Below are 22,572 nucleotides of genomic sequence, written 5' to 3' on the forward strand. Positions count from 1 at the left end.
TCACTCGCTTTTTTATTATCTAGCTCCAGCGTCCAGCTCCTAGTGGACTTCGCCAATCTCCTTACGATAAGTCAACTGAGAAATGCGGAGTCGGCCCGATGAAGCTGGACAATCGAAGCGCTTGTCAGCTCTTCGTGTTTCCTATACCTCAGTCGATGGGCAAAAGAAGATACGGAGCTAAACGGGAGCTTGCGCTTTTCTAATTATTTTAGATTTTCAGGATTTAAGCTCTCTAGCTCAGGAATGACGAAAAGGCCGTCTTTACGAATTAGAACGTCATCGAAGTAGATTTCTCCACCACCATATTCAGGTCTTTGAATGTTAACCATGTCCCAGTGAATATTAGATGAATTACCATTAAAAGCTTCATCATAGCATTGACCTGGAGTAAAGTGGAAACTACCATCAATTTTTTCATCGAAAAGGATATCTTGCATTGGTTGTAGAATATATGGATTTACTCCAATTGCGAACTCACCAACATAACGAGCACCTTCGTCTGTGTCGAAGATTTTATTGATGCGCTCTGTATCATTTGCTTCAGCGTCAATAATTTTTCCATCTTTAAATGTAAGCTTCACGTTTTCAAATGTAAATCCTTGATATGGTGAAGGTGTGTTATATGTAATCACACCATTTACTGAATCTTTAACTGGAGCAGTGAATACTTCACCATCAGGAATATTCATTTCACCAGCACATTTAATTGCTGGTATATCTTTAATAGAGAAGGTAAGGTCAGTGCCAGGTCCGGTTAAGCGAACTTTATCTGTTTTATTCATAAGTTCTACAAGGTTGTCCATTGCTTTACTCATTTTGCTGTAATCTAAATTGCAAACATTAAAATAGAAATCTTCAAAAGCTTCAGTACTCATTTTAGCTAGTTGAGCCATTGCACTATTTGGGTAACGCATAACAACCCATTTTGTTTTTGGAACACGAATATCACTGTGTACTTTTTTGCCAACAGTATCTCCTTGAATCTTCATACGATCTGCCGGAACATCAGCAAGTTCGTTAATATTATCGCCAGAACGAAGACCAATGTACGCATCCATCTCCTTCATAACAGTTGCTTCGAAAGTTGCCAACATTTCATATTGTTCTTTCTCTGCACCCATTAGTAATGCGCGATCAATTTGATGATCCTTTAATGATACGAATGGATATGCTCCTACTTTATAAGCTTCTTCAACTATAGCTTTTACTAACTCACGTTGAATACCGAAGTTTTCTATAAGTACTTTTTCACCCTTTTTCAGTTTTAAGGAATAATTAATTAGATTACTTGCTAATTTACTAATTCTAGGATCTCTCACGATTTACTAACCTCCAATTGTTATATGTGTTGAATATGAACATGTCTTTATTATTGTAACCGAATTTTTGAAAGAATTTTAGTAGTAGACTTTTTTTGATAAAGAAAAGTTTTTTCACGCTACTTTTTTTAAAGCTTTACGTGTAGAATAGTTTATAATGGGTGAATAAGGGTATTTATCTAGAAAGTGCAAGTGCGGAGGTGTAAAATGGAAATAATTCTATATTTGAGTGCAGCTGTAGCGGCTATTGCGTTTTTGATATTAGTAATTTTCTTAACAAAAACGTTAAAATCACTTCAAGTAACGCTTGATAGTGTATCACAGACACTCACTGGTTTAGAAAAACAATTGCAAGGATTAACTACTGAATCGACTCTTCTATTACATAAAACAAATGCATTGGCAGAAGATTTACAGAAGAAATCGGAAAATTTAAATACTGTAGTTGATGCTGTTAAAGAGGTTGGAACAACTGTTAGAGGTTTCAATAGTTCTTTACAAAATGTAACGAAGAAAGTTGAAAATGAATTAGTAGATAATCAAGACAAGATTGCTCAAGTAGTGCAATGGGGTAATGCATTTTTCGAACTCCGCGATATGTGGAAGAAGAGATCTGAAAGAAAGACTCAATCATCTACAGATGCTATTTATGAAGAAGATATAAGTCCAGAAAAGAAAGCGAGAAAAATCAATTTACGTTCACGAAGCTAATTTTCATTTTAATATTAGGAAAGAGGAGATTAATATGAATTCAAACGAATACCAAAAAGACCTTTCAAGAGATAGTGCAAAAAATGATTATAATCGAGACTCTATTAATTCTAAAGATTTTATGATTGGTGCATTAATTGGAGGAATTGTTGGTGCAGCTACTGCTCTATTCCTCGCTCCTAAATCAGGAAAAGAACTTCGTTATGATTTAAATGATGGTGCAAAATATTTATCGCTTCAAACAGAAAAACTTAGAAAAACAGCAATAGAAAAAGGTGCTGAATTAACAGAAGCAGCGAAAGCAAAAACGGGATCATTAGGTGAAACTGTTTCTAAGCAAACTGTTGCTCTGAAAGAAAATGTGAAAAAATTACAGCGTAAAGAAGCACCGCAATCGGTTAATACTCCTGTAGATGAGTATCAGGTTAAGCAAAAGCTAGAAGAAGCTGAGAATGCTCTAACAGAAACAGAAAACAAATTAAAACAGTAATCAGCAATTTCGGTGATATTGGATTTTTCAGCGGTGAAGTGTTAATATGACTTCACCGCTTATTTTTTTGAATTCCTTTAGAAAGGACGAGGTTAATAATGACGTTAGAACATATACATGACAAAGAGCAATTACAAGAGTACTTGAAAGAAGATGCTGTTCTTTTATTTAAACATAGCTCAACTTGCCCTGTTAGTAGTGCAGCATATGATGAATTTATTAAATTTACTGAAAGTAATAAAGGATTTCCATCAGTATATTTAATTGTGCAACAAGACAGAGAACTATCAAATACAATTGAAGAAACATATCATATCAAACATGAGACACCTCAAGCAATCCTCTTCAAGAACGGTAATGTTGCATGGCATGATTCACATTGGAATATTACTCAATCAGCTATTATTAAAGCGCTAGCAGAAGAGTAATTGTTTCAATTTTATGAAAAAAAGCCTAATTTCTCAATTTAATGCTTAGAAATTAGGCTTTTTTCATTACTTCATTATTGCTGAGGTTGTTTAGGCGAAATCTAGTTCGTCTTTAATTTCATTTTTTTGGTGAAAATAAGCAATAATCCACCCAAATAATAAATGATACTTACCGCAATAAGACTATAAAGAAACAGTGAAATTGTCATTGGGGCCCATACTTTAATAAATGTCCAGGTCAATCCCAATATTTTCGGGAACATGATCGTAAATGCCAAGATTGCAGCTACAATCAACGTATGAATGGACAATATCAAGATCCTCTTTATGTTTAGTGATGTCCTAATTCGTTGTTTTCTAACAAGCTGCCTCATTATTCTTAATGATAGTAGGATAAAAAATAAACCAAAACAGCTGACTACAATAAGCAGGATGGTCGCGAATCTATCCACCTTTTGATAGCTGTCGGAATGATTATTAGTAACATCGTTTCCCTCCCATATATCCATTACGCCTTGACCTATGGCTGTCGTAAAGCTTGAATTCATATTGGATAGAATTGCTACCCCTAATTGTTCATCGGGTTGCATGATGAAATACGAGGTAAACGTTGGGTTTTCTCCGGCATGGAAAATATATTGTTTTTCGTTTTTTTTCATAACTCCCCAGCCGCTGGCATAGTAGGTTTCCTTATCGAAGGGCTTCACGGACTGATCAGGGATGTGCGATTCTTGAATGAGCTGTTTGTCGAACGAATGGCTTGGATCGCTTCCTAACTGTAGTTTCATCCATTTGGCTATATCATTCGTGTTGCTGATAATATACCCAGCTGGTACATTCCCCCGGTATATGGGCGGCGTAAACGGCTGCTCTCTCAAAAATCCTATTTTATAACCGGTTGCCATCTCAGTGGACTGAACTTGATGCAGCCCAACAAACGAGTCTTTCATACCGATGGGCTCTAATATATGCTGTTTTATATACTCATCATAGGACTGCTTTGTTACGTTCTCGATAACGAGTCCCAATACATCGTAATTGATTGTTGCATATTCAAACGAGCTGCCTGGCTTCCGATTTAATTGCTGGTCCAGCAATGTTCTTACAGTCAACTCAAGGGCATTATCTGCATTATTTTCAGGAATTTGAGTTATAGAATTAAAAGCTATCCCGCTTGTATGATAAAGCAGCTGATTCAAAGTAATCGTCTGCGACTTTCCATTATATTTTAAATCCAACCATGGGATATATTTCTGAACATCATCCGATCGTTTTAACAGCCCTTCTTTTTCTAATTGTAGAATGGCTAGACCTGTAAATGCTTTCGTTGTAGAGCCGATTTCAAATAATGTATTAGAGGTCACGGGTGTTTTCGCTTTTACATCAGCATACCCGAATCCTTTTTGATATACCGTTTTCCCTTTATCTACAATAACCACCGATATCCCTGGAATTTTACTAATGCTTCTTTGCTTTTCAACAAACTTATCGATCTTTTGAATTTTTTCGCTTGATTCGGCGTTTACTATTTTGGGTGTGAGACCGCTACCGCCAAAATCATAGCAATCATTAACATACAAATTCTTACTGATGGTTTCATTAAACATTCCCCTTGATTGAATTTATGCTTTTCATATAAGCTTGTCGTTTACGGTGGCTACTTATCGAATTTTTAGAGTAGACTGTGCGTATACACTGTCAGTAGTCTAAGGTTCTATTTGACAGCATTAGGGTTATAGCAGTTGTAACATGTAATAATGTCTTCATGCACTTTAATTCCTCCTTATACATGTTCAATTGAACTGTATTGTTTGTTGTACTAGGTCATATGTTATTTTAGAAGAATATTGTTAAAGTAGAAATGTATTTGTCTTACAAATTAAGCTTGTATTCTTACAAAATTGTCATCTTCTATAATGGGATGCTACCCCATTGTCAGCAAGTAAAAAGAACGAGTTACCTCATGATGAAGAAGAGGAGTGGTACACTAAAATATGAGCGGAGAATCAAACATATAATTTCATTTGCGCAAAAAAAGAGTACATCTCATTCAAGAGATGCACCCCACAAAGTCATTGTTCTTGTTGAGTCTTGTTGCTATAGGCTGGCCACATAATTTTTAAATCGTCGCCAGGTTCTATTTCTTCATGAAAGCCAATTTCTTTATTGTTTTTTACTAATATGAAACGGCTATTTGCGACTTTTGGTAAGTCGATATCAACATGGCGAAATAAATCTTGGAATATAAATGGTTCTATCTTGTTGTGCACGATTTTTAAGTTCTCACCATATTTTAGAAGATCCTTTTCTTGTAATAAATAATCCCCTCGATAAATTTCTGTTACCGTCTTCTTTAAGGTGATTCGATTTCCGTTAAATGTTACTGGAATCGAATGAGTTAGTACGAGATTTAGACTATTAGCAACGTCGAGAAGAGTTGGTGCAGTAGCACGTTCAATCTGAATTGTATCACCATCTTCAAAAGGGGAGGATAAGCGTGCATCAATACCATTCTTGATAATCTTGCCACTAAATTTATTTAAGGAATAAGCTTTATCATTTAAATAAACGGTGAAAGTTTGTAATTGCGACAGTAATTCAGTAAGTCCCAATGCTTTCAATAATGCTTCCACTGTATCAGGCAGCTTACATATGATTTCATCACGATCATGGACTTCTTCATCATTTGTTACGATGTTACCGTTTTTCTTAATTACGGCTTCAATAACATATTTCGTTTGGTTGATAATAACGGATTTTCTTGGAATATCATCTAGTAAATCTTTAATGTGTACAGTTGGTTGGGTGCCATCGTTACCTTGTACTACACTGATATTATCGTTAGCCGAAATCTCATCATCTAATGAAGCGGGTTGATCGTTAAGTGAGATTGTTGGTGCGCCTCCATGATTACCAGGAACCGTAATTCTTTGGCCGTTGACATTAACCATAATGGCCATTCCAGGTTTACCATATAATTTATTGACTTTCATTCCTGTTGCAAGTAAGCAATCCCCTATTGTTAATCGTTTCATATCAAATAAACGAACAACTATATTATTTACTGTTACTGAAATATATTGAATGGGATTCTTTTGCGCTGCTAAAGCAATACCGATAGGTGTAACAAGTTCAGGTCCTTTAGGAACTTTAGCGTCAATTGTTAAATTTTGAATGGCATCAATTCCTCTAACGGCTACTCTGTTTACTGGAAGGTCTAAATTTTCTGAGAGAAGTCTAGGTAGCTCAGGTGTTAGACTGCCTCCCCCAACGAGCATAATAGCTTTAGGTGAATGATTATTGTTCAATTGTAAAATCTCACTGCTGATTGCTTCCGCAAGTTTCGTTAACGCAGGATAAATTTTTTCAACTATTGCTTCCTTGGAGATTTCCTCTTCAAATCCGAGTATATCCGTTACAGTAATCGTATCTTCTGTGTTTAATTGACGTTTCGTATTTTCAGCTAATGGGAAATCAAGCAGAAGAGAATCACTAATTGCTTCTGTAATTTCATCTCCAGCAATTGGAACCATTCCATACGCAATTACTGTTCCCGAATCTGTTATAGCAATATCAGATGTTCCAGCTCCGATATCAACTAAAGCAACATTTAATCTACGCATAGAAGGTGGAATAAGTACATTTATTGCTGCAATAGGCTCAAGAGTAAGCGCCTGCATTTCAAGATCTGCTCGCTTAAGAGCCGCAATAAGAGATTCAACGACTACTTTTGGAAGAAATGTTGCAATAATTTCTACAGATGCCTCTTCGCCGCTTTGATCAATTAAACTCCCTATTTCTACGCCATCTAATCGATAGTATAAAACTGAGTAGCCTACACAATAATAATCAAAACTTCGTTCATTATTATATTTTTCAGCAACAAGAGTTTGTGCTTGTTGGACTGCTGATAGTTCTAGATGGAGAATATCTTGTTTGTTAATCATAGGCTTACCTTGAATATTAACAGAGACGGATGCTTGTTCTGTTTTTAAAGCCCTACCAGCGGCAGCTACACATACGCTCTTTAATGGACCGTGGTCAACTTCCATTTTTTCTTTTATCTCTGCAATAATCTTTGATACAGAGAGAACATCATGAATTTGTCCATCTAGCATAGCCCTTTCCGTATGTTCAATCGATAGAATGTCTGTAACATGATAAGTATTCTCTACTTTCTCTAAGGTAATGCCAACTACTGAACGAGTTCCTATATCTAATGCAAATAATTTCTCTTGCAACCTAAACACCTTCTTTTTATTTTACTGATAATGAAAGATTACTCTTAAATATATTCTTAAAATATTGAAAAAATCTCTTATATACGTATTAAATTAGGATACTTTAATAATACTTTAAATTTCGATGTATTTGGAAAAATATTTTACTTTAGTACTTAAAAGCGTTTAATTAATGAAGTTTTTTCGTGACATTTAGTTTAAATTGATTTATAATATTTTCTAATTATAGTTAAAGTCATTAAAGTCGTTGGATCAGTGATCCATTGAAATAATTGAAGTACACTTTAATGCAGAGATTTAAAACATATTTGAAGGGAATGGATGGGACATGAGCAACAACGAATTGAATGAATTACGTGAGAAACTGGATGATATTAATCTTTCATTATTAAAGCTTATTAACGAAAGAGCAACGGTTGTACAAGAAATTGGCCGTGTGAAAGAAAAACAAGGTGTTAATAAATATGATCCATTAAGAGAACGTGCTATGTTAGATCTTATCGAAGAGAATAATCAAGGTCCTTTAGACAACAGCACTATCAAACATATTTTCAAAGAAATCTTCAAAATGAGTTTGAATCTTCAAAAAGATGATCAGAAGAAAGCATTATTAGTATCAAGAAAGAGAAAACCAGAAGATACTATAATTACAATTAATAATGAGAAGGTCGGAAATGGAACTCCTACAATGGTCTTCGGTCCTTGTGCTGTAGAATCATATGAACAAGTGGCTGCAGTGGCACAAGAGCTAAAAGCTAAAGGGTTGAAATTCATTAGAGGAGGAGCTTACAAACCAAGAACTTCTCCGTATGATTTCCAAGGGTTAGGACTTGAAGGTCTACAAATTTTGAAACGAGTTAGTGACGAGTTTGGCTTATCTGTCATTACTGAAATTGTTAGCCCATCTGATATTGAAAAATCACTAGACTATATCGATGTTATTCAAATCGGTGCGCGTAATATGCATAACTTCGAATTGTTAAAAGTCGCAGGTGCAGTAGATAAACCAGTTCTTCTAAAACGTGGATTATCAGCCACAATTGATGAATTCATTCATGCAGCAGAATACATTATGTCTCAAGGTAATGGTAATATCATTCTTTGTGAGCGAGGAATTCGCACATATGAGAAAGCGACAAGAAATACACTAGATATTACAGCTGTACCTATTCTTAAACAAGAAACACATTTACCAGTTCTTGTTGACGTAACACATTCTACAGGACGTAAAGATTTATTACTTCCTGCAGCTAAAGCAGCATTAGCTATTGGAGCAGATGGTGTTATGGCTGAAGTTCATCCAGATCCAAGTGTGGCTCTTTCTGACTCAGCTCAACAAATGGACTTCCAAGAGTTCGATACTTTCTGGACAAACATTCAAAATCAGTTAAAAGTAACTGTGAAACAATAAACATATAATCAAAGGGTTATTTCCGTTAATAAGGAAATAACCCTTTTTCATTATAAGTACTGTGTACGTTATGTATAATAAAAAAATATAATTCTGATTATTATATTGTTGAAAAATCTGTCAGATAATAGTGATGAAATGGTATTATATAATAGGATAGAATTTTTAACTTGAGGAAAAATTTATACAAACAACATTGCAGTTCTCAGTACCTTATCGTAATATAAAGTATTAATAGAGTATTATTTACAATATGCATATGTGTTTTTCTTTGTGCAATTTTGAACAATACATGTTTTTATCAAGTATAGAATTTCATGTTACATATAGTTTTTTAACATGTCATAAAGAACTTATTTTAATTACTGAAGGAGTGCCAAGTGAAATGAATAACATAACCATATATGATGTAGCACGAGAAGCGAATGTTTCTATGGCGACGGTTTCGCGTGTCGTAAACGGAAATCCGAACGTTAAACCAGCTACAAGAAAGAAAGTAATGGAAGTAATTGATCGATTAGGATATCGTCCGAATGCGGTTGCAAGAGGTTTAGCTAGTAAGAAGACAACAACTGTAGGACTAATTATTCCTGACATTTCAAATATCTTTTTTGCGGAACTAGCTAGAGGAATTGAAGACATTGCTACAATGTACAAATACAATATTATTTTAAGTAATTCTGATGAAAATAAAGATAAAGAACTACATCTGTTAAATACAATGTTAGGGAAGCAAGTTGATGGTCTTATTTTCATGGGTTCAAATATTACAGAAGAGCATGTTAATGAATTTAAAAAATCACCAGTACCGATTGTGCTTGCAGGGTCAGTAGAGAATAGTAAGCAAATATCATCTGTTAATATTGACTACGAAGCAGCATCGTATGATAGTGTAAAGAGCTTCATTAGTAGAGGTCATTCAAAAATCGCTTTAGTAATAGGGAACTTTGAAGAACCAATCAATATTAAGAAAATCGCTGGATACAAGAAAGCGTTAGAAGAGAATAACATAGAGTACAATGAAGATTATTTGATTGAGGGCGATTTCACGTATGACTCAGGAATTGAAGCTGCAGATCGATTGCTTGAATTAGCAGATCGACCAACTTCTGTGTTGGTAGGAGCGGATGAAATGGCAGTCGGTGTTGTTCATGGCATTCAAGATAAGGGCTTTAATGTACCTGATGATATAGAAGTAATTAGCTTCGACAATACGAAATTAACATTGATGGTTAGACCACAAATCTCAACGATTGTCCAACCTTTATATGATATTGGCGCGGTTGCAATGCGATTGCTTACTAAATTAATGAATAAAGAATCTGTTAGTGATGATATTGTTGTTCTACCACATCGAATTGAAGAACGTCATTCGACTAAGAAAATAGAAGAATAAAAAATAGTTAAAGGTTGTTCCCAAATGGGAACAACCTTTTTTGAAGAGGTAAGAATGTATATTAACATAGCTCCACACATGGAATCGACTACTGTCTTCTTTTGAGCGCTTACGCTAATTTATTTATCAACCGTCTTTTTACTAGATCGAATTGGGTATAGTGATTTGTCTACCATTTGTGCATTTTTTTCGGTAATTTCGGATTTGCGAGGAATTGGTTCATACATATGCATAGGATCATGCCATTTGTTTGGTAAAGTAACGGGCGCTTCCTGTTGCCATTTCTCTATCCATTCCATTGGAATATCTCCGTTGGTGTGTGATAATTCAGTCATTTCTAACCAGATTCTTGCCCAAGCCCTTGGAACTACTCGCCAGATGTCATAGCCTCCACCACCGACAGCAACCCAACGTCCGTTACAATATTGATGTGCTAGTTCGTGTGCAAGTCTGGGAATTTGTTCATATATATTTATGGTAGCAGATAAATGTGTGAGGGGATCAAGGTAGTGAGCGTCTGCTCCATTCTGCGTTAATATAATATCAGGTTTGAAAAATTCGATAATTTCTTTAAATGCTGTTTCATAAGCATGAAGCCATGATTCATCTTCAGTAAAAGCATCTACAGGTATATTAAAGGAATACCCGTAGCCTTTCCCTTGACCACGCTCATTGATATTTCCCGTACCGGGAAACAAGTATCGTCCCGTTTCATGAATGGAAAATGTACAAGCTTGATCGTCATCGTAGAAAGACCACTGTACGCCGTCTCCGTGGTGAGCATCTGTATCTACATATAAAACTTTGGCATTATAATGTTTTTGTAAATATTTAATTGCAACAGAGTTATCGTTATATATGCAAAATCCTGAAGCTTTACCTCTAAAGCTATGATGGAGTCCACCACCTAAGTTTAAGGCATGTTCTGCTTTTCCAGACATAACTGCATCGACAGCCGTTAAAGTGCCACCTACTAGCAAGGCACTAGCTTCATGCATATTAGGAAAGATAGGAGTATCTTCTGTTCCTAGTCCATAGTTTTCAGCTCGTTCTTCTGATAATAATCCTTCGCTCGCTAGCTTAACAGCGTTAACGTAATTGGGATCATGAATCAAGCAAAGTTCTTCATCCGTTGCCATACGTGGTTTAATGATATCCTCATCACTTATTGCGTTACACATTTGGAGTAAGTCTAATGTCATTTTAATTCGTAATTGATTAAATGGATGATTGTCATTAAATTTGTAGTTTAATAAGTCCTCTGAATAAACAAATACTGCTTTTTTCATGAGATGAACTCCGGTTCTTTAGGCCAGAGAATGTTATATCCATGTCCTTTAAGACTAGAGACAATGGGTAGCGGATTCATTGTTTGTACTCGTATAGCTAGTATTTTAAATTGATTATCAGAAGGATCAGGATAGACAAGAACACTTAGAATATTTACTTTCTTTGTTTTAAATATCGTTGCTATATCGCTTAACATGCCTGCTTTGTTAGGTACTTTTATCTGAATTTGTGAGCCTGGCTGATTTGAACCAGTTAATTCAACAAATGTATGCAGCAAATCTGTTTCCGATATAATTCCTACAAGTTTCTTGTCATTTAAGATTGGCATACATCCAATTTTATTCTCGTAAAACACAACTGCTACATCCTCAACGAAGTCAAGGGGATGCCCTGTAATTAAATTCGTTTTCATAATAGAACTCAATGGCTTTTGAAGAATATCTGTGTTTTCAGTAGAAGCAAAAATAGATGGTGTAGCATCTCTAATATCCTGATTGGATACTAACCCAGTACAATGATATTCAGCGTTCACAATGGGAATGTGACGAATTTTATGCTCTCTCATAACTTCGATGGCTTTTTTTATGGTATCTTGCTCAGTTAAAGTAACAACATCTTGACTCATGATTTCTTCTAGTATCAAAAGAATAGCCTCCTTTAATTGAAGTATCTAGTAAAACTAGGTAATACATGAAGTGAGTAATATATGATTTTAGATTGAATAGTCGCTGCTATAATCTAGTACATAAAACGATTCATAAAACGTAACTGATCAAACTTTTCAATAGAATCAGTGGGAACTCTTGAACCGATTCGTGCCATTAAACAGTTAGCTGGATGCGAGCATATCTCAGGATCATCGGTTGCGAAATATTCCAGTCCACCAGCTTGCATCATTTTCTCCATGACTTTTCTATATTCCCATACATTTAGGCCCGTTCCTTTTAGGTCCCAATGCCAGTAATATTCTGTGGTAATAATGATGTAATCTTCCATTGCATCATCCATCATGGCTACACGAAGCATGTTTTTTCCTACTCCACATCCTCGATACTCAGAAGCAACTTCAATCGCTCCAAGTTCGATTAAATCATCCATATTACCTTCAGACCATCTTTCTAACTCGTCTGGATATAAATAAGTAACATATCCAACAACTAAATGGTCCTTTCTCGCAACAATGATTCGTCCTTCAGGTAATTTAGATATTTCAACAATTGCTTTATGTTGTTGTACGGGTGGACGAAAAGCAACTAGACCTTCGTGGAATTCATATTTTTCTAGGTTTTCGGGTAATACGGGACCTTCAATAATAATAGTACCTTGCGTAGTTTCGAATTCTTTAGCATAGTACGTTTTCCTGTGGTCCATCCTGTCACCGCCTTATTAATTTCATCTTTCTTATTATTGCATAAAATATTATAAAATAACGAATTATTATTATATTTTGTGTGAACTTTGGTGAAGCATAAGGTAGATAGAGGAATTGGTATAAAAAGACCATTTCGATAAATATTTTAAAAATTGAGAATAAACTATAAATCATTTATAATAAATTGTAACTTGTAAAAAAAGGGGATGGACGGATGAAAGTGGAAGCGCTATCAGTGATTCAAGGGAATTATAATTTACAAAGCTATGAAGAAATGTATAGGGAGTTCGATTGGACACAGGTAGAAGAGAATTTCTCTTGGCATAAAACTGGACAGGTCAATATGGCCTATGAAGCAATTGACCGCCATGCTGAAGGTGTTAGAAAGAACAAAGTAGCTCTATATTATAGAAATGCAGACAGAAATGAAAAGTATACATTTAAAGAAATGAAAGAACAATCGAATAAAGCTGGTAATGTATTAAAGAGTGTTGCAGGTGTTGCGAAAGGCGATAGAGTATTCATCTTTATGCCTCGTTCTCCTGAATTATATTTTGCATTGCTTGGTGCTGTGAAATTAGGAGCAATCGTTGGACCGCTTTTCGAAGCTTTCATGGAAGGTGCAGTTCGAGATCGCTTAGAAGATAGTGAAGCGAAAGTAATCATTACTACCCCAGAGTTATTATCTAGAATTCCTGTTGAGGAGCTTTCTGCTTTAACGCATGTCTTCGTAGTCGGCGAAAATGTCAAAGAAGAAGGTAAAGTAATTGACTACAATAAACATTTTCAAGGTGCAAGTAACAAGCTAGATATTCAGTGGGTAGGTCGTAATGATGGTTTATTATTACACTATACATCTGGATCAACAGGTAAGCCAAAAGGAGTATTGCATGTACATAATGCGATGATCCAACATTATCAAACTGCTAAATGGGTATTGGATTTGAAAGAGTGTGATGTTTATTGGTGTACTGCGGACCCAGGTTGGGTTACAGGTACTTCCTATGGAATATTTGGTCCGTGGCTAAATGGTGTTTCTAATGTTGTTGTTGGAGGTCGCTTTAAGCCAGAAACTTGGTATCAAACGATTGAAGATTATGGTGTAACAGTTTGGTATAGTGCTCCTACTTCATTTAGGATGTTGATGGGTGCCGGTGATGAAGTTGTTAAGAAATTTGATTTAAGCACTTTACGTCATATTTTAAGTGTTGGAGAACCATTAAATCCTGAAGTAGTTCGTTGGGGTATGAAAGTGTTCAATCTTCGTATTCATGATACTTGGTGGATGACAGAGACAGGTGGTCAATTGATTTGTAATTATCCTTGTATGGAAATTAAACCTGGATCAATGGGTAAACCAATTCCAGGTGTAACCGCGGCAATCGTCGATGATCAAGGAAATGAATTACCACCTTATCGGATGGGTAATTTAGCTATTAGAAAAGGGTGGCCATCGATGATGAATCAAATTTGGAATAACCCTGAAAAGTATCAATCATACTTCATGCCTGGTGATTGGTATGTATCTGGAGATTCTGCTTATATGGATGAAGATGGTTACTTCTGGTTCCAAGGTCGAATTGATGACGTTATTATGACGGCTGGTGAGCGTGTAGGTCCTTTTGAAGTAGAGAGTAAATTAGTAGAGCATCCAGCGATTGCTGAAGCCGGCGTAATTGGGAAGCCTGATCCTGTTCGTGGAGAAATCATCAAAGCCTTTATTGCGTTGCGTGATGGCTATGAAGCGAGCGATGAGCTTATTGAAGAAATCCGTTTATTTGTCAGAAATGGATTAGCTGCTCATGCTGCTCCAAGAGAGATAGAATTTAAAGATAAACTTCCGAAAACGAGAAGTGGAAAAATTATGAGAAGAGTATTGAAAGCTTGGGAGCTTGATTTACCAACTGGTGATTTATCTACACTTGAAGATTAAATATAGAAAAAAGAAGAGGTCGACATTGTCGATCTCTTCTTTCTTTTTAACTCTCACTTTGTGGATTGGACGGAGTGGGAGTTGGGTTTGGATTTTGCTCCGGATTAGGATTTGGGTTCGGATCCGGTGTTGGATTCGGATTAGGATTTGGGTTCGGGTTAGGATTTGGTTTCGAATCCGGTTTTGAATCCGGTTTTGTTTCTGGATTTGTCTTTGGTGGTGTTGTGCTAGGTTTTTCTCCACCAATTGTAACAACGTTAGAAGCTGGTGATTCTTTACCAGCGATATCAACAGCCTTAACAATATATGAACCAGGACCTCCAGAGAAGGATAGACCTTGCCCAACCTTAATTGTAGCTACTTTTCTATTATCCTTGTAAACTCGATATCCAATTACATCACCATCTCCATGGCTATTCCATGATATAGTATTACCATTTGCTCGGACATTTAATGCATAAGGAGCACGTCCGTTATCATTTAACTGTTCAGCAGAGCCTCCAGTACCGCCTAAATCTGACAGCATATAATTACCTGTAAGGTAACGACTACCAATCATTTTTAGGAATTCAGGTGATAATACAGCTCCTGATTCAACAAATTCAGCAGGTGTAGTTGGAAGAGCTAAATAGCGTTTATCTCCTATCACTACGAATTTACCATTTGCTGTTGTAGCATTTCCGATTTTCATAGCGTAGTTAGCTGGGAATAAGTCGGATGAGCCGATACCAGCTGCTGCTAGCAAATCACCTGGTAAGTTAAACATTGATGCATACGAACGGCTGACAATGCCTCCAGGACGTTGGAAACGTTTCTGTGTTCCAATGAATTCTGGATCGACTTTATATAGTGCATTCATATAATCAGCCCATAAGTAAAGGTTTCGTTTACTATAGGATAGTCCACCATATGTTTGAAGTGATTTAGGTGTATCGTAACCATTCCATACACCTAAAGTGACATTTGGATTGGATCCAACAAACCATGCGTCTCGATAGTTTTGACTCGTTCCTGTTTTACCTGCAAAGTCAGAATAGAAGTTTAAGCGACCGCGAACGGATGCAGCTGTTCCACTTGAAACGACATCGCGCATCATATCAATTGTTAAGTAAGCTGTTTGTGGCGAGAATACCTTAACAGGTTCAACTTTATGTTGATAGACCACTTCACCTTTCTTCGTTTCAATCTTTTCAATCATGTAAGCATCAACAAATTGACCGTTGTTAGCCAATGTTGCATAGGCATTAGTATTTTCCTCGACTGTAACACCTTTATCAAGGGCTCCAATCGATGCAGAAGGATATTCAAGATCACCTTCTGTTAATGAAGTGAATCCCATCTTTTGTAAATACTTAGATGGTTTTTGGTCAATAATCTCCATATAGAATTGAGCGGCAGGCGTATTTTGTGAATATTTTAATGCCTTTCGAGCACTTGTTAATCCACTGTAACCTCCACCGTAGTTTTTAGGTTGCCAGCCATTAATATTAATTGGTCCATCTATAGCTAGTGTCCCTGGAGCTAGTTTACCTAATTCAATTGCCGGAGCATATACTAATAAAGGCTTCATTGTAGAGCCGTTTGATCGAAGAGCTGATGTTGCGTGATTTGTTTCTTCGCGTTTAAAATCTCGACCACCAACAAAGCTTAATATTTTGCCTGTTTTGTTTTCAATAAGCATAGATCCAGTCTCAACAGGTTGTTGAACAGTTACCTTTTTCTTCGTGTCTGGATCAGTAACTATTTCTGGCTTTGAAGGTCCATAATACGGATAATTATCTGTTACTTTATCCATTGCATCATACATCTCTTTATTAATAGTTGTATGTATTTTATATCCTTTTTGACGTATTGCTTTATCTGCTATAGAAACATATTTGTTCCCTAACTTTTCGTCTTTCTTCAAATCTGCTTCCGTATAGCCATCCTCTTTAGCAAGTTGAGCTGCAATGATTTGGATTGAACGCTTTTCAATCTCTGTTGTTAAAAATGGATACTTCTCGAATGCTGGAGGCAACGGGTCAATAAAGTCTTTTGTTACATCGTATTCAAGAGCCTCATTGTATTCTTGCTCTGTTATGAAGCCGCCGCTATACATACGTGATAGAACAATTTTTTGACGGTTTAATCCAGGTTCAAGATTCTCTTTCCTTTTTCCATCGTTAGTAAAAGGTGTGTATCCAAATGGGCTTTGAGGTAGTCCAGCAATGTATGAAGATTGTGCAAGGTTTAAATCCTTTGCATCAACGCCAAATATTCCTTCTGCTGCAGCTTGAACCCCTGCGATGTTTCGACCTGAAGAGTTTCTACCAAATGGCGAAATATTCAAGTAAGCTTCTAAAATATCGTCTTTATCGAAGAATTTTTCAAGACGTAAAGCTAGCAAAATTTCATTTGCTTTTCTTTCAAATGAAACTTCATTTGTTAACACTTGTTGCTTTATAAGTTGTTGTGTTAAGGTACTACCACCTGATTGCACTGCAGAATTTGTCATTTCTTGAAATAGAGCTCGGAAGATGGCTTTTGGAACAACGCCATCGTGCTCATAGAAATATTCATCCTCAGTTGCAATTACGGCATTCTTTAAGTGTTCCGACATTTCCTCAAGAGGAATCTCTTCACGCTCTAAGTCTGTACGGAGCTTTCCAAGGTATACGTTATTTGCAAAGTAAAGCTCTGATGTTTCTTCATAGTTATAAATGTCCTTCGACATTTCCTCTTTTGAGCGGATAGGTTCATCCTTTACGAGGGAAGCGAAATATCCTGCTCCAACACCACCTGCAAAAGCTGCACCAATGCTACCTAAAATGAGAAATAAAAGGATTATGTTCCATACTACATGATAAGTAATACGATAAGTTCGCTTTTTCTTTGGGTCTCGAAGCCTGTTGAAATAATCTACTACTATATTCGGCTTTTTATTTTCTTTCATTATTTTTAACCCCCTGAAATTCAGAATTTATTATATCACAATCCATATAGTAAAAAGGTCGGGATTGCATAATTTTAATAAATAACTTCATAGGAATGTTGCAAACATTATATAAAATGGACGAACGTTGACTTTTGAGTTGCGATGTAATAGAATACAGAAAAGATTGACGTACATAAATTATATTGTTGCAATGACAGGTGCGAGTAGTGTGTTTATCACTGTATAAGAGAGCCGGTGTTTGGTGTAAACCGGTACAAATAAACTCATGAATTACTACCTCGAGCATTTGCTAGGAACACTGTTAGGCAGTTAGTAGTAGCAAACGGTTTTTTAGCCGTTATCTGACTTAGAGTGGAGGATTGTTAGTTGTAAATCCTCAAGTTGGGTGGTACCGCGATTATTTCGCCCCTTCATATATTGAAGGGGCTTTTTTGTATTTTCAAAAAGAATAACTATAGGAGGTAACAGATATGGATTTATTACAAGATTTACAATGGAGAGGCATTATTTATCAACAAACTGATGAAGAAGGTTTGAAGGAGCAATTAAAGAAAGAAATGACTTCTTTATACTGTGGTGTCGATCCAACTGCAGATAGCATGCATATTGGTCATTTATTACCTTTCTTAACATTACGTCGCTTTCAAGAAGCTGGTCATAAACCGATTATTCTTGTAGGTGGAGCGACAGGTATGATTGGTGACCCAAGTGGTAAAACACAAGAGCGTCAACTACAATCAGTAGAGAAAATTCAACATAACGTAGAGTGCTTGAAGAAACAGTTAGAACGTATTTTTGATTTTGAAGGAGAAAATGGTGCAGTCATGACAAATAACTATGACTGGATCGGTTCAATGGATATGATTTCTTTCCTTCGTGATTTCGGGAAAAATATCGGTATAAACTACATGTTGTCAAAAGATATCGTTTCTTCAAGACTTGAAGCGGGTATTTCATTCACAGAGTTTACGTACACAATTCTCCAAGCGATTGATTTCAATCACTTATATGAGAATTTCAACTGTAAAGTTCAAATCGGTGGTAGTGACCAATGGGGTAATATTACTACTGGTTTAGAAATGATCCGTAAAGTACAAGGTGAAGGATCAAAAGCTTACGGCTTTACCATTCCACTTGTAACAAAATCAGATGGTACGAAATTTGGTAAAACAGAAAGTGGAGCAGTTTGGTTAGATGCAGAGAAAACAACGCCTTACGAGTTCTACCAGTTCTGGATTAATACAGCTGACCAAGATGTGGTTAAATACTTAAAAATCTTCACTTTCTTATCAAAAGAAGAAATTGAAGCACTTGAAGAATCCGTTAAAACTGAGCCACATTTAAGAAAAGCTCAAAAAACACTGGCGGAAGAAATGACTCGTCTAGTACACGGACAGGAAGCACTTGATACAGCGATTAACATTTCTCAAGCATTATTTAGCGGAGATATCAAAAGTTTAACAGCTGCTGAAATTATGCAAGGCTTCAAAGATGTTCCGACATACCAGCATGAAGAGGGAGCAGAAGTTGGCTTAGTTGAGTTGCTTGTCAACGCTAAGATTTCTCCATCTAAACGCCAAGCACGTGAAGATATTACAAATGGTGCAATTAGCATCAATGGTGATAAAGTAACGGATGTACAATATGTAGTATCAGAAGCTGATCGTGTAGAGAATCAATTCACAATCATTCGTCGTGGTAAGAAGAAATACACATTAATTCAATATTAAGAAGTGAAATGGGTTGTGGTCTTACATTCTGCAGGCTGTCGACATTGTCGGCAGCTTTTTTTAAACGAGAAAAAACCATCTGTATAAACAGATGGTTTTTTTCAATAAATTAACGAGAGTACCACTCAACGATAAGAGCTTCGTTAATTTCAGCAGGCATTTCAGAACGTTCTGGTAAACGAGTGAAAGTACCTTCTAATTTGTCAGCATCGAAAGTAACATAATCAGGAATGAAGTTGCTTACTTCAATTGCTTCTTTGATGATGTTAAGGTTACGTGATTTTTCACGAACTGTAATTGTTTGACCAGGTAAAACTTTGAATGAAGGAATATCAACGCGTTTTCCATCAACAAGGATGTGACCGTGGTTAACTAATTGACGAGCTTGACGACGAGTGCGTGCTAAACCTAGACGGTAAACAACGTTATCAAGACGAGACTCAAGTAATGCCATGAAGTTTTCGCCAAGGATACCAGTTTTCATTTTAGCCGCTCTATCAAAAATAGTACGGAATTGACGTTCGTTAACTCCATACATATGACGAAGTTTTTGTTTTTCTTGTAACTGAAGACCATATTCAGTTAATTTTTTGCGTTGGTTTGGACCATGTTGTCCAGGAGCGTATGGACGCTTTTCTAATTCTTTACCTGTACCTGATAATGAAATACCAAGACGACGAGATAATTTCCAGCTTGGACCTGTATAACGAGCCATGAATGACTCCTCCTCTGTGTTTTTATTTTGTAAAATAAAAACAGTAGTGAAAACGATGACCATGACCATTTTGTTTTCATGTATCCTCGCCCTCGCAGCCAAGGGTTACAAGATACACCTCTAATATGAGGAACAAAATGTGTTCACAATCTGTTTGCACAAGCCGCATATTTTACACAAGTGACATTATATAATGTGAGAAATGTAAAGTCAAGGATATGCTTATTTTAATATACGAAGTTGAGAGTTAATAAGTAAAGAAGACATTTAAAAAGGACTATATATAAGGACAGTTTGAGTTTGTATCATCATAAAAATAAATAATGAAGATTAGATTTTAAAAGACAAGAACTATGCCAAATTATCCTGTTTTTTAGGAAGATATTTAGATTTATATCCAAAAATAGATAAAAGGACATAAAATCTTCGAGATTTTTTTAGAAAATAAAGGTATAATTAGATTAGTATATATGTGAAATTTTTACTATAAAATTAAAGATGATCTTAATTAAATAATTGAAAGATATACGCTCTTTAAATGCTGTACTTTGAATGAGATAACAATTAATTACTGAATAGAATTATTTCTAACAAATTATGATAAGGTGAGTGCAAGGTTGCAACAATTTATAGGGATGATGGGAATGGAGAAACATAAATCTTTATTATTATGCGAGTTAAAGAGTATTTTTATTCGTTGTTTAGAGATGAGTCAAGACAATTTACAGTATGAACAGGTTATACAACAGTTATTGAACAAACTTTTAAACGTTTTAGCAACAAAAGAAATCGCTTTCTTTCAATATAATGAAAAGAAAAAGCAATTATATTGTAAGGTTTCTACAGATCCAAATAAAATTCAAAATAAATTAGATTATATTGAAATATGCGAAGCGCGTGTTGAGGAGATCAAAAATAATGAATATTTTTATCGGAATTTTCCATTAGGTATTTTGGGGGAGTATGAATTAATTATTTCTCTTAAAAGAGATGAAAAAGTTATGGGCGTTCTTGCTGTGAAGGAAAGCGAAGCAAATTCGTTATTACCTCAGGATTCTTCTTTTTACAAAGCTCTCTCAAATGAATGTTCAAGTTTAATCCAAACGGTTTCAAATATTTCAAGAATAGTAGCTGAAGAAAAACGCTATAAGCAGCTTTTCAGAGTAACTGAAAAGTTTCATTCTTCTATGAACATGGATGAGGTACTTAGGGAGATTATTCACACACTTAAGGAAGTGTTTCCAGATTTCACTTATTATTTACTGTTATCACATGATAATAACCACCATAATGACCTCCCGATAAAAGATTTGGAATACGATAGTGAAAATATTGCGGCTATGCAAGCGTACGTGATGGGGAGTACACAATTTGAGGATTTAATGACTGAACAGAAATCTGTTTTATATGCCCCGTTGAAAGGAAAGCAGGGAGTTTATGGAGTTCTTCAGGTTACATCTCCTTGTATGATGGTATTTCCTAAAGGTGAGATTAAATTCATTACTTTATTAGCTAACACAGCTGGAAGTGCGATTGAAAATGCTCAGTTGTATTCACAGTCTAAACGGTTAATTGCAGATTTACAGCTGATCAATGAAACTTCACACCAATTAAATTCGAATTTACGCTTAACGGAAACAATAGCTTATATGAATAAGCAAATCAGCAAGTCATTTAACGCTGAGGAAATCGGTTTTATTTTATATGAAGATGATGGCGAGATCCAAATTCTTCAAGGGAGTTCGAACTTTTTTAAGAAGAAACAGGCTTGGATGTATATACGTTATATTAAAGAAAAGATTATCGATCGGAAAGAATCACTATTTCTAGGAGATTTACAGTTAGAGGGTGTTATATCTTCTGTGTATCGCTCTGTAATGGCAGTGCCCATGGTGCAAAGTGGAGTAGTTAAAGGATTTGCAGTTGTAATGCATAGTGAGGCATATCATTTTTCGTTTGAAGCCTTTAAATTATTACAATCGTTGATTCATCATTCTACTTTAGCTTTTACAAATTCTATTCTACGTGAGGAATTAGAGAAGATGGTTGTAACTGATCACTTAACTAGATTATATTCACGAAGTTATTTAGACAAAAAACTAAATGAATCGATGAATAAAGAGAAGGAAGGCACATTTATTCTAATTGATATTGATAATTTCAAAAAGATTAATGATACGTACGGACATCAAGTTGGAGATGAAATATTAGTTCAGGTCTCGGCAATTATTCAGATGAATATTCGAGGAACAGATGTAGGTGCGAGATGGGGTGGTGAAGAGCTTGCTATTTATTTGCCGAGGGTTGAATTATCGATTGGCGAGGTCATTGCAGAACGAATTAGAACCAAAGTTCAAATAGAAACCGTACCTCAAATCAGTATTTCCTGTGGTGTATCATATTGGAATAACGCCCAAGAAGATACTGCAAAAGATTTGTTTAAACGAGCAGATACTGCACTTTATGAAGCAAAGAATACAGGAAAGAATAAGGTAGTACTTGGATTAGTGAATTGATATAAAAAAAGCATCGGAGTTTTCCGATGCTTTTTTTACTTTTAACTAAGAAAGAATATAATTTTGGGTGGTGTCTAGCTCCAGC

Annotated in this window: 16 protein-coding genes and 1 other annotated feature; of the genes, 8 read left to right on the top strand and 8 right to left on the bottom strand. The window is 35.7% G+C overall.

Features of this window, described 5'->3' with window-relative positions:
• Positions 1-203: 203 nt before the first annotated feature.
• On the bottom strand, positions 204-1,319 hold the full coding sequence (locus V7014_RS07795; protein WP_335505873.1) for an aminopeptidase: 1,116 nt from the start codon (positions 1,317-1,319) through the stop codon (positions 204-206).
• 207 nt (positions 1,320-1,526) lie between these two features.
• On the opposite strand from V7014_RS07795, the gene V7014_RS07800 reads away from it, so the two are divergent.
• The 3 genes from V7014_RS07800 to ytxJ all read left to right on the top strand — a co-directional run bounded on the left by V7014_RS07800 (position 1,527) and on the right by ytxJ (position 2,948).
• Positions 1,527-2,030 (top strand): DUF948 domain-containing protein, encoded by a 504-nt coding sequence (locus tag V7014_RS07800; protein WP_335505874.1) that lies wholly within the window; start codon positions 1,527-1,529, stop codon positions 2,028-2,030.
• A 34-nt stretch (positions 2,031-2,064) separates the two neighbouring features.
• The gene (locus tag V7014_RS07805) at positions 2,065-2,520 is read left to right on the top strand and encodes a YtxH domain-containing protein (RefSeq protein ID WP_335505876.1); all 456 of its coding nucleotides are present in this window, start codon (positions 2,065-2,067) and stop codon (positions 2,518-2,520) included.
• A gap of 98 nt (positions 2,521-2,618) precedes the next feature.
• Complete coding sequence (ytxJ, locus tag V7014_RS07810; protein WP_335505879.1) at positions 2,619-2,948, top strand: bacillithiol system redox-active protein YtxJ; 330 nt, start codon at positions 2,619-2,621, stop codon at positions 2,946-2,948.
• A gap of 101 nt (positions 2,949-3,049) precedes the next feature.
• Here ytxJ and V7014_RS07815 read toward each other — a convergent pair whose 3' ends face one another.
• Together V7014_RS07815 and V7014_RS07820 are read right to left on the bottom strand one after the other, a co-directional pair.
• A complete protein-coding gene (locus V7014_RS07815; protein ID WP_335505881.1) occupies positions 3,050-4,555 on the bottom strand; it encodes a serine hydrolase domain-containing protein in 1,506 nt (501 codons plus the stop codon).
• Between the two features lie 465 nt (positions 4,556-5,020).
• Positions 5,021-7,189, bottom strand: a complete 2,169-nt coding sequence (locus tag V7014_RS07820; protein WP_335505883.1) for a cell division protein FtsA — start codon at positions 7,187-7,189, stop codon at positions 5,021-5,023.
• A 328-nt stretch (positions 7,190-7,517) separates the two neighbouring features.
• On the opposite strand from V7014_RS07820, the gene V7014_RS07825 reads away from it, so the two are divergent.
• Both V7014_RS07825 and ccpA read left to right on the top strand, forming a co-directional pair.
• The gene (locus V7014_RS07825) at positions 7,518-8,600 is read left to right on the top strand and encodes a bifunctional 3-deoxy-7-phosphoheptulonate synthase/chorismate mutase (protein ID WP_335505885.1); all 1,083 of its coding nucleotides are present in this window, start codon (positions 7,518-7,520) and stop codon (positions 8,598-8,600) included.
• 385 nt (positions 8,601-8,985) lie between these two features.
• A complete protein-coding gene (gene ccpA / locus V7014_RS07830) occupies positions 8,986-9,996 on the top strand; it encodes a catabolite control protein A (RefSeq protein ID WP_335505886.1) in 1,011 nt (336 codons plus the stop codon).
• 119 nt (positions 9,997-10,115) lie between these two features.
• On the opposite strand, the gene V7014_RS07835 is transcribed toward ccpA, so the two are convergent.
• The 3 genes from V7014_RS07835 to V7014_RS07845 form a co-directional block, all read right to left on the bottom strand.
• Positions 10,116-11,285 (bottom strand): acetoin utilization protein AcuC, encoded by a 1,170-nt coding sequence (locus tag V7014_RS07835; protein WP_335505888.1) that lies wholly within the window; start codon positions 11,283-11,285, stop codon positions 10,116-10,118.
• Complete coding sequence (locus V7014_RS07840) at positions 11,282-11,929, bottom strand: acetoin utilization AcuB family protein (RefSeq protein ID WP_335505890.1); 648 nt, start codon at positions 11,927-11,929, stop codon at positions 11,282-11,284. The genes V7014_RS07835 and V7014_RS07840 overlap by 4 nt, the downstream gene beginning before the upstream one ends.
• A 95-nt stretch (positions 11,930-12,024) precedes the next feature.
• On the bottom strand, positions 12,025-12,657 hold the full coding sequence (locus tag V7014_RS07845) for a GNAT family N-acetyltransferase (RefSeq protein ID WP_335505892.1): 633 nt from the start codon (positions 12,655-12,657) through the stop codon (positions 12,025-12,027).
• Positions 12,658-12,872: 215 nt separating this feature from the next.
• Here V7014_RS07845 and acsA point away from each other — a divergent pair, with 215 nt between their 5' ends.
• Positions 12,873-14,591 (top strand): acetate--CoA ligase, encoded by a 1,719-nt coding sequence (gene acsA / locus V7014_RS07850; RefSeq protein WP_335505895.1) that lies wholly within the window; start codon positions 12,873-12,875, stop codon positions 14,589-14,591.
• Positions 14,592-14,637: 46 nt separating this feature from the next.
• Here the strand turns inward: acsA and V7014_RS07855 are convergent, their stop codons facing one another.
• Positions 14,638-17,523: a transglycosylase domain-containing protein gene (locus V7014_RS07855; protein WP_335505897.1), complete on the bottom strand. Its 2,886-nt coding sequence runs from the start codon at positions 17,521-17,523 to the stop codon at positions 14,638-14,640.
• Positions 17,524-17,707: 184 nt separating this feature from the next.
• Positions 17,708-17,939 (top strand) — a binding site (T-box leader).
• A 57-nt stretch (positions 17,940-17,996) separates the two neighbouring features.
• Between V7014_RS07855 and tyrS the strand changes: the two genes are divergently transcribed.
• Entirely contained in the window at positions 17,997-19,256 is a 1,260-nt protein-coding gene (gene tyrS / locus V7014_RS07860) for a tyrosine--tRNA ligase (protein WP_335505899.1), read from the top strand.
• A gap of 109 nt (positions 19,257-19,365) precedes the next feature.
• Here tyrS and rpsD read toward each other — a convergent pair whose 3' ends face one another.
• Positions 19,366-19,971, bottom strand: a complete 606-nt coding sequence (gene rpsD / locus V7014_RS07865) for a 30S ribosomal protein S4 (RefSeq protein ID WP_335505900.1) — start codon at positions 19,969-19,971, stop codon at positions 19,366-19,368.
• Positions 19,972-20,588: 617 nt separating this feature from the next.
• Here rpsD and V7014_RS07870 point away from each other — a divergent pair.
• The gene (locus tag V7014_RS07870) at positions 20,589-22,487 is read left to right on the top strand and encodes a sensor domain-containing diguanylate cyclase (protein ID WP_335505902.1); all 1,899 of its coding nucleotides are present in this window, start codon (positions 20,589-20,591) and stop codon (positions 22,485-22,487) included.
• Positions 22,488-22,572: the final 85 nt, after the last annotated feature.

The sequence above is a fragment of the Bacillus sp. JJ722 genome (assembly GCF_036963345.1).
Taxonomy (GTDB): Bacteria; Bacillota; Bacilli; order Bacillales; family DSM-1321; genus Bacillus_AD.

Coding starts and splice junctions, on each gene's coding strand:
- V7014_RS07800 (WP_335505874.1), top strand. CDS start 1,527: ATGGAAATAATTCTATATTTGAGTGCAGCTGTAGCGGCTATTGCGTTT.
- V7014_RS07805 (WP_335505876.1), top strand. CDS start 2,065: ATGAATTCAAACGAATACCAAAAAGACCTTTCAAGAGATAGTGCAAAA.
- ytxJ (WP_335505879.1), top strand. CDS start 2,619: ATGACGTTAGAACATATACATGACAAAGAGCAATTACAAGAGTACTTG.
- V7014_RS07815 (WP_335505881.1), bottom strand. CDS start 4,555: ATGTTTAATGAAACCATCAGTAAGAATTTGTATGTTAATGATTGCTAT.
- V7014_RS07825 (WP_335505885.1), top strand. CDS start 7,518: ATGAGCAACAACGAATTGAATGAATTACGTGAGAAACTGGATGATATT.
- ccpA (WP_335505886.1), top strand. CDS start 8,986: ATGAATAACATAACCATATATGATGTAGCACGAGAAGCGAATGTTTCT.
- V7014_RS07835 (WP_335505888.1), bottom strand. CDS start 11,285: ATGAAAAAAGCAGTATTTGTTTATTCAGAGGACTTATTAAACTACAAA.
- V7014_RS07845 (WP_335505892.1), bottom strand. CDS start 12,657: ATGGACCACAGGAAAACGTACTATGCTAAAGAATTCGAAACTACGCAA.
- acsA (WP_335505895.1), top strand. CDS start 12,873: ATGAAAGTGGAAGCGCTATCAGTGATTCAAGGGAATTATAATTTACAA.
- V7014_RS07855 (WP_335505897.1), bottom strand. CDS start 17,523: ATGAAAGAAAATAAAAAGCCGAATATAGTAGTAGATTATTTCAACAGG.
- tyrS (WP_335505899.1), top strand. CDS start 17,997: ATGGATTTATTACAAGATTTACAATGGAGAGGCATTATTTATCAACAA.
- rpsD (WP_335505900.1), bottom strand. CDS start 19,971: ATGGCTCGTTATACAGGTCCAAGCTGGAAATTATCTCGTCGTCTTGGT.